This window comes from Bacilli bacterium (assembly GCA_036381315.1).
Lineage (GTDB): Bacteria > Bacillota > Bacilli > Paenibacillales > KCTC-25726 > DASVDB01.
This window is the reverse complement of record DASVDB010000019.1, coordinates 15,115-27,643: the sequence shown is the minus strand read 5'-3', so window position 1 is coordinate 27,643 and position 12,529 is coordinate 15,115. Positions and strand designations below refer to the sequence as shown.

The 12,529-nt window shown below is 53.9% G+C and carries 14 protein-coding genes and 1 pseudogene; 1 reads left to right on the top strand and 14 read right to left on the bottom strand.

Annotation, left to right across the window (positions count from 1 at the left end; genetic code table 11):
• The coding region (locus tag VF260_01510; protein ID HEX7055859.1) for a hypothetical protein at window positions 1–349 on the top strand (349 nt) is incomplete at its 5' end.
• Here the strand turns inward: VF260_01510 and lysS are convergent.
• The 14 genes and pseudogenes from lysS to nadB form a co-directional block, all read right to left on the bottom strand.
• On the bottom strand, window positions 350–1,858 hold the full coding sequence (gene lysS, locus VF260_01505; protein ID HEX7055858.1) for a lysine--tRNA ligase: 1,509 nt from the start codon (window positions 1,856–1,858) through the stop codon (window positions 350–352). It abuts the gene before it with no gap.
• Window positions 1,859–1,975: 117 nt separating this feature from the next.
• Window positions 1,976–2,452, bottom strand: a complete 477-nt coding sequence (greA, locus tag VF260_01500) for a transcription elongation factor GreA (GenBank protein HEX7055857.1) — start codon at window positions 2,450–2,452, stop codon at window positions 1,976–1,978.
• A gap of 191 nt (window positions 2,453–2,643) precedes the next feature.
• Window positions 2,644–3,636 carry a tRNA dihydrouridine synthase DusB gene (gene dusB, locus VF260_01495; protein HEX7055856.1) on the bottom strand — a complete coding sequence of 331 codons (993 nt, stop codon included), beginning with the start codon at window positions 3,634–3,636 and terminating at the stop codon, window positions 2,644–2,646.
• A gap of 14 nt (window positions 3,637–3,650) precedes the next feature.
• On the bottom strand, window positions 3,651–3,860 hold the full coding sequence (locus VF260_01490) for a helix-turn-helix transcriptional regulator (GenBank protein HEX7055855.1): 210 nt from the start codon (window positions 3,858–3,860) through the stop codon (window positions 3,651–3,653).
• Entirely contained in the window at window positions 3,812–4,498 is a 687-nt protein-coding gene (folK, locus tag VF260_01485; GenBank protein HEX7055854.1) for a 2-amino-4-hydroxy-6-hydroxymethyldihydropteridine diphosphokinase, read from the bottom strand. The genes VF260_01490 and folK overlap by 49 nt, the downstream gene beginning before the upstream one ends.
• The gene (gene folP, locus VF260_01480; GenBank protein ID HEX7055853.1) at window positions 4,495–5,337 is read right to left on the bottom strand and encodes a dihydropteroate synthase; all 843 of its coding nucleotides are present in this window, start codon (window positions 5,335–5,337) and stop codon (window positions 4,495–4,497) included. Before folP ends, folK begins: the two co-directional genes overlap by 4 nt.
• Before the next feature lie 190 nt (window positions 5,338–5,527).
• Window positions 5,528–6,118 (bottom strand): aminodeoxychorismate/anthranilate synthase component II, encoded by a 591-nt coding sequence (gene pabA / locus VF260_01475; protein HEX7055852.1) that lies wholly within the window; start codon window positions 6,116–6,118, stop codon window positions 5,528–5,530.
• 93 nt (window positions 6,119–6,211) lie between these two features.
• Window positions 6,212–6,295, bottom strand: a pseudogene (locus VF260_01470) (chorismate-binding protein).
• A gap of 63 nt (window positions 6,296–6,358) precedes the next feature.
• Window positions 6,359–7,294 carry a cysteine synthase A gene (cysK, locus tag VF260_01465; protein ID HEX7055851.1) on the bottom strand — a complete coding sequence of 312 codons (936 nt, stop codon included), beginning with the start codon at window positions 7,292–7,294 and terminating at the stop codon, window positions 6,359–6,361.
• Between the two features lie 130 nt (window positions 7,295–7,424).
• On the bottom strand, window positions 7,425–8,345 hold the full coding sequence (locus VF260_01460) for a peptidylprolyl isomerase (protein HEX7055850.1): 921 nt from the start codon (window positions 8,343–8,345) through the stop codon (window positions 7,425–7,427).
• A 32-nt stretch (window positions 8,346–8,377) separates the two neighbouring features.
• The gene (gene hslO, locus VF260_01455; protein HEX7055849.1) at window positions 8,378–9,286 is read right to left on the bottom strand and encodes an Hsp33 family molecular chaperone HslO; all 909 of its coding nucleotides are present in this window, start codon (window positions 9,284–9,286) and stop codon (window positions 8,378–8,380) included.
• A complete protein-coding gene (locus VF260_01450) occupies window positions 9,270–10,034 on the bottom strand; it encodes a type III pantothenate kinase (GenBank protein ID HEX7055848.1) in 765 nt (254 codons plus the stop codon). Before VF260_01450 ends, hslO begins: the two co-directional genes overlap by 17 nt.
• Complete coding sequence (nadC, locus tag VF260_01445) at window positions 10,031–10,903, bottom strand: carboxylating nicotinate-nucleotide diphosphorylase (GenBank protein ID HEX7055847.1); 873 nt, start codon at window positions 10,901–10,903, stop codon at window positions 10,031–10,033. Before nadC ends, VF260_01450 begins: the two co-directional genes overlap by 4 nt.
• A complete protein-coding gene (gene nadB / locus VF260_01440; GenBank protein ID HEX7055846.1) occupies window positions 10,896–12,509 on the bottom strand; it encodes an L-aspartate oxidase in 1,614 nt (537 codons plus the stop codon). The genes nadC and nadB overlap by 8 nt, the downstream gene beginning before the upstream one ends.
• Between the last annotated feature and the right edge of the window lie 20 nt (window positions 12,510–12,529).

The window sequence follows — 12,529 nt, the reverse complement described above, 5'->3', positions numbered from 1 at the left end:
CGCCAGCGTTCGTCCTGAGCCAGGATCAAACTCTCCAATAAAGAGAGCTGATAATAGCTCATCATTCAGCTTGCGCTTACTTGCTTGTTTGGTGCACTCGTTGTTCAGTTTTCAAGGAGCAAGTGGCCTGTTGCTTGCCTTTTCGCCTTCGCTCTTGCGTGAAGGCGACTTTTATAATATATCACATCGCGCTTGCGAAAATCAAGGAGAAATTTTTGCCGCCCGGCCATCCGGTCATGGTGTTTCCCGCAATCGCCAGGCTGTTTTATTCGCCTTGTTTGCAGCGGCGAGAACTAATTTACCACGCCGCATGACCCAAGTCAAGACCAATGTTTGGATTTTTGCCTGATTATTCCCCGGCGCGGTCGCGCATGAGCGGAAACAGCAACACGTCCCTGATGGACGGCGAATCGGAAAGCAACATCACCAAGCGGTCAATGCCGATGCCCAATCCGCCCGTCGGAGGCATGCCGTATTCCAGAGCGCGCACGAAATCCTCATCCATCATATGCGCTTCATCGTTGCCGCGTTCTCTTTCCTTCAACTGGGCCTCAAAACGCTGCCGTTGATCGATCGGGTCATTCAGCTCACTGAACGCGTTGGCATGCTCCCTCGCCACGATAAACAGCTCAAAACGATCCGTGAACCGCGGATCCGCTTCGTTCTTTTTCGCCAGCGGCGAAATTTCCACAGGATGCCCATATACAAATGTAGGCTGAATCAGCGTTTCCTCGACAAACGTTTCGAAAAACTGGTTGACGATATGGCCGAACGTCATATCAGGCTCGACCGGTACATGATGCTCTTGCGCCAGGCGGTGGGCTTCCTCGTCCGTCATATGACGGCTGAAATCCACTCCGGTCACTTCCCTGATGGCTTCAACCATCGAAATCCGCTTCCATGGAGCGGTCAGATCCACTTCCATGCCCTGGTATTGAATCCGCGTCGTGCCCAAAACTTCCTGCGCAACGTGGGAAATGGCCCCTTCCGTCAAAGCCATAATATCATGGTAGTCGGCGTACGCTTCATACAGTTCCATCATGGTGAACTCGGGATTGTGGCGTGTGGATATGCCTTCGTTGCGATAGACGCGTCCGATTTCATACACCTTTTCCAATCCGCCGACAATAAGCCGCTTTAGGTGCAGCTCGATCGCGATGCGCATATACAACTGCATGTCGAGCGCATTGTGATGCGTAATGAACGGCTTTGCCGCCGCGCCTCCGGCAATTGCGTGCATGGTCGGCGTTTCCACTTCCAGAAAACCCCGGGTATCGAAGTATTTGCGCAACGATTGAATAATTTTTGAGCGCAAAATGAACGTTTCTTTCACTTCCGGATTCATGATCAAATCCACATACCGCTGGCGATACCGCAATTCCACATCTTTTAAGCCATGGAATTTTTCCGGCAGCGGATACAACGATTTGCTCAATACGACAAGCTCATGCGCCTTGACGGTCGTTTCGCCCGTCTTGGTTTTAAAGACATGGCCTTTTACGCCGATAATATCTCCCAGATCCAAAAGATCAAACGCTTTGTAGAGCGTTTCGCCGACAGCATCGCGGCGAACGTAGATCTGAATTTTGCCGGTTTGATCCTGAATATGCGCAAAGGAGGCCTTGCCCATGCTCCTTTTTTGCATGATTCTGCCGGCGATGCTAACCTCAACTTCCATTGCTTCCAGTTCGTCTTTTTCTTTTTCGCCGTATGCGCGCAAAATATCTTGCGCAAAATCGGTACGGTCATATTTTTGGCCGAACGGATCGATTCCCATGCGCCGCAGCTCGTCCAATTTGTTGCGGCGGATTTGCAGCAATTCATTTTGTGCGAGTTTTACTTCTGTTTCTTCTGGCAAATTTGTTCATCTCCCGATTATCTGATCGCGATCGTATCGCTGGCTAATACCGAAAAAAAGCTTCCTGAGGAAGCTTTTCACACTTCATACAAAAATGTTCAGGTATTGCGGCTTTCGTTATTTCTTAATGTCGATAATTTTGTATTGGATGACGCCGGCCGGAACGTTGACATCGACGGTGGAGCCTTTTTTCTTGCCAAGAATCGCTTTGCCAACCGGACTTTCATTGGAAATTTTGTTTTGCGACGGATCGGATTCGGCTGTTCCGACAATCGTATATTCCAAAACATCGCCGAATTCCAGATCTTTTAACGTTACTTTGGAGCCGATGCTCACCACGTCCGTATCGATTTCGTCGCTGTTGATGATGCGCGCGTTGCGCAGCATTTTTTCCAGAGTGATGATGCGGCCTTCAATGAATGCCTGTTCATTCTTGGCGTCTTCGTATTCCGAGTTTTCGCTGATGTCTCCATAACCAATCGCTATTTTAATCCGTTCGGCGACTTCCCGCCGTTTGACCGATTTCAGGTTTTCCAGTTCTTCTTCCAGCTTCTTTAAACCGTCCTGGGTCAGAATCACTTCTTTTTCAGACATGATAACGATTCCCCTGTCACGATAGTATTCATAAACGAACGCTTGGGGCGCGCACCGCACCCGTCATCCAGATAAATCCAGTATATGGGTGAAATCACTTTAATTGCTACCCGCGCTTTACTATGCGTCGATTATATTGCATGATCTGGGAAATGTCAATGAAGCCATTCGCCGGAATTCCAAATTTGGTCTCAAGCCAAAACGGTCTCCCCATTGCTTATCGTTTCAATATATTCGTTTAAAATGCCGATCATGCCTGCACGGGTCGTTTGTTTCAGCAAGGCTTCCTTTACCCGCGCGGAATCGGGAAGCCCGCGCAAATACCACGCCATATGCTTGCGCATCTCTTTCACGGCGGTATGCTCGCCTTTCAGCGAAATCAGCCGGTCGAGGTGCAAAATGGCGATCCGCGCTTTCTCCCGCGGCGTCGGTTCGGGCGGAATGACGCCCGTGCGCAAAAACTCCACGGTGCGATAAAGCATCCACGGATTGCCAAGCGCGCCGCGGCCAATCATGACGCCGTCGCACCCGGTCGTCTCCAGCATCCTTTTCGCATCTTCCGGTGCAAAAACGTCGCCGTTTCCGATTACCGGTATCGCTACAGCCTGTTTCACTTCCCGGATAATGTCCCAGTTGGCCTTGCCGGTGTACATTTGCTCGCGCGTTCTGCCATGGATGCTAACCGCTTTTGCCCCCGCCCGTTCCACCGCTCTGGCGTTGTCCACCGCGTAAATATGCTCCGCGTCCCAGCCCATGCGCATTTTGACGGTGACGGGTTTCGCAACCGCCGCGACAACAGCCGCCACCATTTCTTCGATTTTTTCCGGATGAAGCAGCCACTTGGCTCCGGCGTCGCATTTGGTGACCTTGGGCACAGGGCAGCCCATATTGATATCGATGATATCGGCGTTAGTATTCCGATCGACAAATCGGGCGGCGGCGACAAGCGTGTTTTTATCCCCGCCGAAAATTTGCAAGCTGAGCGGTTTCTCCCGTTCATCGACATACAGCATCTCCAGCGTGCGTTCGTTGCCATGCACGATCGCCTTGTCGCTGACCATCTCCGCGCACACCAACCCGCAGCCGAATTCTTTGGCGATCAAGCGAAAAGCGGGATTGCACACGCCGGCCATTGGCGCCAAGACGACGCTATTTTCCAATTCGATGGAACCGATTTTAAGCACAGTGATACGTCCTTTCAATTGCTGCTTGAGATCAATTCGTCTTTATCGATGCCCAGAGCCTCCGAGATGCTCTGGATCATTTTCGGGTCGGCCCGACGGGTGCCCCGTTCGATGGAACCGAGAATGGCAATGGATACGCCAAGCCGATCCGCCAATTCATGTTGCGTATAGCCTTTCAATTTTCGGTAAGCCCGAATTCGCCTTGCCAACCGGCCTTCGTCCAAAGTTTAACGTCTTCCTTTCCTTCCAATTTCGCCAACGCTTCTGTTACAAATGCAAGCCGTACGCTGTTCTCACGCTTGAATATTTCCGCCAGCGGAACGAGCACAAAGGCTCGTTCCAGCATGCGCGGATGCGGAAGTGTTAATCGCGGGCTGTCCATGCGCTCGTTTTCGTAGCACAAAAGGTCGAGGTCAAGCGAGCGCGGGCCCCAGCGAATCGTCCGCGTACGCCCGTGCGCGGATTCGATTCGCTGCAATCGATCCAAAAGCGAAAGCGGCGCGAGTGTCGTCGCCAGTTTGGCGACCATATTTAAAAAGTCGGGTTGTTCGGTATATCCAACCGGTTCCGTTTCATAGACGCTGGAACAAATTTCGACGCGAATTCCCGGCGAGGCCTTTAAATCCCGCAACGCCGCATACAAATATTGCGCGCGGTCGCCCACATTGGATCCCAGGGAAATATAGGCCGTACGTTCACGCCGCGGATAGTTGCAAATGTCGCTATCTGTCGGATTTGTGTCGGCTTCGCTAGTTTTAGTATATGTTTCCAAGTTGGAACGCGCAATATGTTTCGCGATTTTATCCATTCGCGCCCGCTCGCCTCCGCAAACATCCGCATTCGGTTTGTGCCGGTCGGTCATACCGGCTGCGCCGCATTCTCCCGAAAACGCACAATCGCATCCGCCATGGCGACAGAACGTTTGATTTCCTTTACATCATGAACCCGCACAATATCGCAGCCGGCGGCGATGCCGAGCACAACCGTCGCCGCCGTTCCTTCGACCACGTCGTCGACAGGCAGCCCCAGCGTGTTGCGGATGAACCGTTTGCGGGAAGTGCCGAGCAGCAAAGGAAAGCCCAGTTCGCGCAGTTCCGCCAAATGTTTCATCATTTGCAAATTATGCTCGTGGTTTTTGGCAAAGCCGATTCCGGGATCCAGAATAATCCGCTCCCTTTTCACTCCGGCCTGTTCGGCGATGGCGACGCTCTGGCGCAAATCCCGCTTCACGTCGGCCACAAAGTCAGTGTAGTCCATATCCTTGCGGTTATGCATGATAATGACCGGACAATCCCATTGGGCGGCAACCGCGGCCATTTCCCGATCCGCCTTCAGGCCCCATATATCATTGATGATATGCGCGCCGGCTTCCAGCGCTTGCCTGGCGGTTATCGCCTTGTAAGTATCGATCGAAATGGGGATGGAAAATCTGGCACGGATCGCTTCAATAACCGGGATGACCCGGCGCAGCTCTTCGTCCGCCGGAACCGGCCGAAACCCCGGTCGTGTCGATTCGCCGCCTATATCGATCATATCCGCGCCGGCGGCGATCAGTTGTTCCGCATGGCGCAACGCCGCATCAAGCGTAACGAATTTCCCCCCGTCGGAAAATGAATCCGGCGTCACATTCAAGATGCCCATCACATAAGTGCGGGCGCCCCATTCAAATGTGTGGCCGCCTATTTGCCATATTTGCCCCATCGCACGTCACATCCTTGTCTGCTCATTTTCCGTCAACTTCCGGTATAATTCCCGCAACTCGCGCGTATATTTGCCGGGATGCCCGCCGCCGATCGTCGTGCACGTCCCCGCTCGATCCGTATTGTGACATGGTCGTACGCCGAAATAACCGCTTGCTCCGCGGGACAAATGGCGCCGTTGACGGAAATGTTCACGATGTCGCGCCGGCTTGATTGGCGCGGATGGCCAAAAAATTGCGCAAAAGCTGCATGCCGTGGTCGGTTATAATCGACTCGGGATGAAACTGTACTCCCTCCACCGCGTATTCCTTATGCCGCAATCCCATAATTTCGCCATCTTTCGTTTCCGCGCTGATTTCCAGGCATGCGGGAAGCGAATTACGCTCAACGATCAGGGAATGATAACGCGTCGCCGAAAAAGGAGACGGAAGTCCGGCAAATACCGTTTTCCCGTCGTGAAAAATTTCCGAAGTTTTGCCGTGCATCATTTGGGCCGCGCGCACCACCTTGCCGCCGAATGCCTGGCCAATCGACTGATGGCCGAGACAGACGCCCAGAATCGGGATTTTGCCGGCAAAACCGGCGATTAACGCAAGGCAGATGCCGGCTTCATTCGGTGTGCAGGGTCCCGGCGAAAGCAAAATATGGTCGGGATTTAACCCCGCAATCTCATCCAAAGTGACGGCGTCATTGCGGCGAACGACAACCTCTTCGCCAATTTCCCCCAGGTATTGCACCAAATTGTACGTAAATGAGTCGTAATTGTCGATAACGAGGATCATTTTCTCCCGCTCCTCTCAAATGGCGGCAACAAATGCAAGCCGCGCCTTTCATTTTCGGCAAACAGAAAGGATTGCCACAACGCTTTCGCTTTTGCGGATAACTATATTTAATTCCATATTGCCGTTATAGTCAATCCACCCGATCGAGCCGGTATACGGGCCGCGGCGCACCGGTTGAACGAAAAACCCCCTCAACCGAGGGGGGTGTTATCCAACCTATGATCGCATGTCGCCGCGCTATTAGTCAAACTGATACAACGGAGTGCTCAGGTAACGTTCGCCGTTGCTTGGGATGATGGCCACGACCCGTTTGCCTGCCCCCAATTCCTTGGCCACTTTCAATGCCGCGAAAATAGCCGCGCCGGAGGAAATACCGCCGAGAATGCCTTCCTCGCGGGCAACTCTGCGCGAAGTTTCAAACGCTTCTTCATTTTCTACCGTGATAACGCCGTCGTAAACCGAAGTGTCGAGAATATCCGGAATAAATCCCGCGCCCAAGCCCTGAATCTTATGCGGCCCCGGCTGGCCCCCCGACAAAACCGGCGACCCGGCAGGCTCGACGGCATAGATTTTGATGTCCGGAAAATGCTTGCGGAGAACCGGTCCCGCCCCGGTAATGGTCCCGCCCGTGCCGATGCCGGAAATAAACGCGTCCAGCTTGCCGCCCTTGGATTTGATGGCATCGACGATTTCCGGACCCGTTGTTTCCCGATGGGCTTTCACGTTCGCCGGGTTTTTGAACTGCTGTGGCAAAAAGTATCCCGATTTGCCTGCCGTCAGTTCTTCCGCTTTGCGGATCGCGCCCTTCATGCCTTCGGCACCCGGCGTCAAGATCAATTCGGCGCCGTAAGCGCGCAACAAATTGCGGCGCTCCATGCTCATCGTATCCGGCATGATCAGTATCGCCTTGTATCCTTTAGCGGCGGCTACCAAAGCCAGGCCGATCCCCGTATTGCCGCTGGTCGGCTCGACAATCGTATCGCCAGGCCGCAATTTCCCTTCCTTTTCCGCTTCTTCAATCATATATAGTGCAATTCTGTCTTTTACGCTTGACCCCGGATTTTGGTACTCCAACTTCAGGTAAATCTCCGCGCTGTCCTGCGGCACGACCCGATTCAAGCGGACAAGCGGCGTGTCTCCGATCGCTTGTGTGATGCTATCATAAATTTTGGCCATTAGAATGCCTCCTAAATTAGAATTATTCCGACTGATATGGTTGGTTTTTTATAAAGCAATCTTAACAGCGTTGCAATTCATTGTCAATACCGGATAGTTGGCGGTTGGCGGAATTATTTGCGCCCGTGCTTTATTGATATTGCGGAGAAATGACAACCGCGTTGTATTTTTTGCGCAGCTTGGCAACGATATCCGGAAGCGGTTCGGCTTTTTCCAGTGCCAATTGTTTGCGAATACCCGCAAAAATTCGGCGTTGTTCTTGTTCATCCGGCTCGTTTCTGTCCAGCACCCGAATGATGGCGTATTTGTCCGCAACTTTGATCGGGCCGGCGATGCCGCCTGCCGGCAAATTTTTCGCAACAGACAACACTTGCGGGGCGATAAACGGGTCGTTGATTGCGACCCAGCCATAATCCCCGTCTTCCGGAATCGTGTCGCCGACGGAATATTTTTTCGCCAAACGCGCAAAATCTGCGCCCTGATCAAGCTGATCTTTAACCATCAGCGCGGTTTCCTGATCGGGCGCGGCAATTTCCTGCAAATGAATGAACACGTTGCTCTCCCATTCGTCGGGATGGGCGAACAGATATTGGTTGACCTCCTGATCGGATATCCGGATATGCTCAGTCGCAATTTTATCCAATAACAACTTGTAAAATGTATCTTCCCGCAATTGCTGTTCGCTTAACCCCAGCTGTTCCCGCATCGATCGGTAAAATTGTTCCGCGCTGTCATAACCGGCTTGCATCCGTTTCAGTTCATCGTCGATCTCGGCCGCCGTTACCGACAAATGCGCCTTTTTCCCGGCGCGCAGAACAGCTTCCCGGTCAAGCATCCGCTGCAGCATCATGTAGCCGTATGTCTGTTCCAGCCGGTCGCGCAGTTCACCCCTCGTAATCTCTGTTCCGCCGATTTGCGCCAAAATCTCGTCATCATGCGAAGGCTTGATCTGCTGCGGGGTATAGGGCGCGGCATATCTGCCCAACAGAAAAAATACAACCGCAGACAAAAGAAGCGAACCGGCCATTACCGTCAGCCTCAAATTACGCAAGTCCATTCCCCTCTTTTATCCGGTCCGTCGGTTTAAAGTTTGGCAATAATCCGTTGCAATTGTTCAGGCCCGAAGCGATACGACTCATGGCAAAAATGGCATACAACTTCCGCTTGTCCATCCTGCTTAAGCATTTGCCGGACTTCCTCTTGCCCCAGGCTGGCCAGAGCTTGCTCCACTCTCTCCCGGGAGCAGTTGCAGTGAAAATGGACCTGCATTTTGCCCAAAACCGCAAATGGGCCGACTACCCGCTCCGCGATCTCTTCGAGCGCGGCGCCTTCATCCAGCATGGCGGTGATTGGCGGCAATGCGGCCAATTTTTGCTCCAGGCGGCCGATCTGTTCATCTTTAAGTCCCGGCAGCAATTGCACAATCAACCCTCCGGCGGCTTTTACCGAGGCGTCGGGATTGATCATCTCCCCAAGCGCCACTGCCGACGGCGTTTGTTCCGATTGGGCGAAATAATAGGTAAAATCTTCGCCCAGTTCTCCCGAAACAAGCGGCGAACTGCCGCCGTACGGTTCTTTCATGCCAAGATCCTTGATCACATGAAGAAAACCGGTCGTGCCGATTGCGCCGGCAACGTCCAGCTTCCCTTTTGCGTTAAGCGGCAAATCCACCTGGGCGTTGCGGACATATCCGCGCACTTCTCCATGCGCGTTGGCGTCGACAACGATTTGGCCCAGCGGCCCATTGCCTTTTATTTGCACGGTAAGTTTTTGCTCGCCTTTAAGCATCGCACCCATCATGGCGCCGGCCGTCGCCGCGCGCCCAAGCGCCGCCGTGGCGACCGGGTATGTATGATGGCGCCTGCGCAATTCCTCAACAAGATGAGTGGTGCGGGCGGCTATCACCCAAACCATCCCGTCTAATGCGGTACCGCGAACAATTTCATCTTTTTGCACCGGCGTTTCGTCCCTCTTTTCATGCGTTCCGTTCATAGATGATTTGCAACCCTTGCAATGTTAAAAATGGATTCACGATTTCGATTGTGCGCGCATGCGCCGCGATCAATTCGGCAAAACCGCCGGTCGCCACCACTTTCGCTTGATGCGAAAACTCATCGCGCATGCGGGTAACGATGCCGTCAACCTGGCCGGCAAAGCCGAAAACAATCCCCGCTTGCATGGATGCTACCGTATTCCGCCCCACCGTGCTCGCCGGTTTCACCAGTTCGATCCGCGGCAGCTTGGATGCGCGCTGATACAGCGCTTCGGTGGAAATGCCGATGCCTGGCGCGATGGCGCCGCCCAAATAACTGCTTTTTTCATCGATATAATCAAACGTCGTCGCCGTTCCGAAATCAACTACAATGATTGGCGCGCCGTACAGTTCGATTGCCGCAACCGCGTTGACAATGCGGTCGGCGCCCACTTCGCGCGGGTTTTCATAGCGGATATTCAGCCCGGTCTTCATCCCCGGCCCGACAACGAGAGGCTCCTTATGCAAATATTCCTTGCATAACGCTTCCATTGTGTTCATGATCGGCGGCACAACCGACGAAACCACGACGCCTACGATTTGCTCCATCGCGATTCCGGCGTGTTGAAACAAATTGCGCAACAGCATGCCGTACTCATCAACGGTAGCGGCGCGGTTGGTGCCGATGCGCCAGTGATGCAGCAGCTTTTTTTCTTCGTACAATCCCAAGACAATATTGGTATTCCCAATATCGATCGCCAGTATCATTGGGCGGCCTCCTTCTTGGCAAACAAATCAAGGCTGATATCGAGGCTTTGAAACGAATAAGTCAAAGAACCGACGGAGATGACATCGACGCCCGTTTCCGCAAGCGCCCGCACATTTTCCAGCGACACGCCGCCTGACGCCTCCGTAACGATCCGCGGATCGGCGTGTTTGATAAACCGCACCGCATCGCGCAACTGTTCCGGCGGCATATTGTCCAGCATGACGATATCCGCTTTTGCTCGCAGCGCTTCCGCCAATTGGTCCATCCGCTCCACTTCCACCTCGATTTTCATCGTGTGGGGAATCCGCGCGCGCGCGCGTTCAATCGCCGCCATGACACCTCCTGCAGCCTTAATATGATTATCCTTGATCAGCACGGAGTCGTAAAGACCAAATCGGTGATTGTGCCCCCCTCCGACTTTGACCGCGTATTTTTCCAGGGCGCGATGGCCCGGCGTCGTTTTACGCGTGTCGACAATGCGCGCGGGCAATCCGTCCAAAGCCGATACAAATGCGCGCGTCTTCGTGGCGATTCCGGACAAACGCTGCAACAAATTGAGCGCGAGCCGCTCCCCCATGAGAATGCTGCGCGTACGCCCGCTTACTTCCGCCACAATATCGCCCCGGCTGATTGGCGAACCTTCCGCCACTCTCGGCGTAAACGCCAATTGCGCGTCAACGGTGCGAAATACGAGCTCCGCGACCGGCAGTCCGGCGATCAGGCCGTCGTCCTTGGCATGAATAATCCCGTTGGAACGGTGATCGGCCAAGATCGTGGCCTCCGCCGTCACATCCCCCGTGCCAATGTCCTCCTGAAGCCAGCTTTCAATTTGGCGGCGCAGCCATAACGAGTTAAGCCATTCAGCCATCCGTTTCCCACTCCTCGCTAATGCCGGTTTTTCGGTTAAAAACGATATGCTTTTTCCACTTGCGTTCATCCGTCACAGGAAAGTCTTCCCGATAATGGGCGCCTCTGCTCTCCTCGCGCAGCAACGCCGCTTGCGCGGTTAAAATCGCGCAGGTCAATAAATTGGCGAATTCGAATTCTTCCCGAAGCGCCAATCTGGCGGTAAAAATCGGCGTTTGCCGCCGCAATTCGTCCAACCCTGTTTTCAGCCCCTTTGCCGAGCGTTTCAACGCAACATAACGCAGCATGAGCTTTTGCAGTTTCAACCTGCGTTCGATAATCGGCTGCATCGACGGTTCCAAGCGTTTCAAATCATATCTGATATCCGGCAAGCACTTCCACCGATCCAAATGCCGAATTTTTTCGACAATCCGCCGGCTGAACACGATGGCTTCCGACAAGGAGTTGCTGGCCAGCCGATTGGCGCCGTGTACGCCTGTCGATGACGCTTCGCCGCAAGCAAACAAGCGGGCAATGTTTGTCTCCCCGGCAAGATCCGTCTTCACACCGCCCATCGTGTAGTGCGCGGCCGGGGCCACGGGAATCCAGTCGACCGTTAAATCCAGCCCATATTGCAAGCAATACCGATAAATGGTGGGAAACCGGCGTTTTACCATTTCGGGGGATTCATGCGTAATGTCCAAATAGACAAATGTGGCTTTCGTTTGTTCCATCTCTTTAACGATCGCCCGGGCCACCACATCACGCGGCGCCAACTCCAACTGGCGGTGATACTTTTCCATGAATCGTTCGCCGTTGATGTTGCGCAAATAGGCCCCTTCGCCCCGCACGGCTTCCGAGATCAAAAATCGCGGCGCCCCGGGATAGCAAAGCGCCGTTGGGTGGAACTGGATAAATTCGACATCGCGGATTTCCGCGCCTGCGCGAAAAGCCATGGCGACACCGTCGCCGGTGGCAATGTCCGGATTGGTCGTGTAGCGAAAAAGCTGCCCGGCGCCGCCTGTTGACAATACCGTCGCTTTGCCGACAACCGCCACCCTTTTGCCGTCCGGTTTTTGCGCCAATACGCCATAGCATTCGCCGTTATCCGTCAAAAGATCGATCGCGAAATGGTCGTTCCAAATTTCGATGCGCGGATGCATGAGCGCCCGTTCGGACAACGCTCGCACAATCTCCGCTCCGGTGGCGTCGCCGTTCGCGTGCAAAATGCGCCGCTGACTGTGCGCCCCCTCCCTGGTCAGCGCCAGCTCGCCGTTTTCCTTGTCGAACCGCGTGCCCATGCGGATCAATTCGCCGACCAACGCCGGCCCTTCGTGGACAAGCACGTCGACCGCGGCCGGATGGCAAAGTCCCGCGCCGGCAACAAGTGTATCTCGCCGATGTTCCGCCGGCGAATCATCGGCGGAGATCACGGCGGCGATGCCGCCCTGCGCGTGCTGCGTGTTGCTGTCAAAGAGCGACTTTTTTGTGATCATGATTACCCGCGAAGTTTCGCCGGCTTTTATCGCCGTGAACAATCCGGCAATTCCCGCGCCGATGACAATCACATCCGTCTCGACAACGGGAAGCCGGTCTAGCGAAAAATCCACCAAATAGCGATGCAACATCAAGCCAACATCCTTCCGTT

Bases quoted from the DNA above. Each gene is read 5' to 3' on its own strand.
- nadB (HEX7055846.1), bottom strand. From the start codon at position 12,509: ATGTTGCATCGCTATTTGGTGGATTTTTCGCTAGACCGGCTTCCCGTT.
- VF260_01450 (HEX7055848.1), bottom strand. From the start codon at position 10,034: ATGATACTGGCGATCGATATTGGGAATACCAATATTGTCTTGGGATTG.
- greA (HEX7055857.1), bottom strand. From the start codon at position 2,452: ATGTCTGAAAAAGAAGTGATTCTGACCCAGGACGGTTTAAAGAAGCTG.
- cysK (HEX7055851.1), bottom strand. From the start codon at position 7,294: ATGGCCAAAATTTATGATAGCATCACACAAGCGATCGGAGACACGCCG.
- hslO (HEX7055849.1), bottom strand. From the start codon at position 9,286: ATGAACGGAACGCATGAAAAGAGGGACGAAACGCCGGTGCAAAAAGAT.
- folK (HEX7055854.1), bottom strand. From the start codon at position 4,498: ATGACCGACCGGCACAAACCGAATGCGGATGTTTGCGGAGGCGAGCGG.
- folP (HEX7055853.1), bottom strand. From the start codon at position 5,337: ATGGGGCAAATATGGCAAATAGGCGGCCACACATTTGAATGGGGCGCC.
- pabA (HEX7055852.1), bottom strand. From the start codon at position 6,118: ATGATCCTCGTTATCGACAATTACGACTCATTTACGTACAATTTGGTG.
- nadC (HEX7055847.1), bottom strand. From the start codon at position 10,903: ATGGCTGAATGGCTTAACTCGTTATGGCTGCGCCGCCAAATTGAAAGC.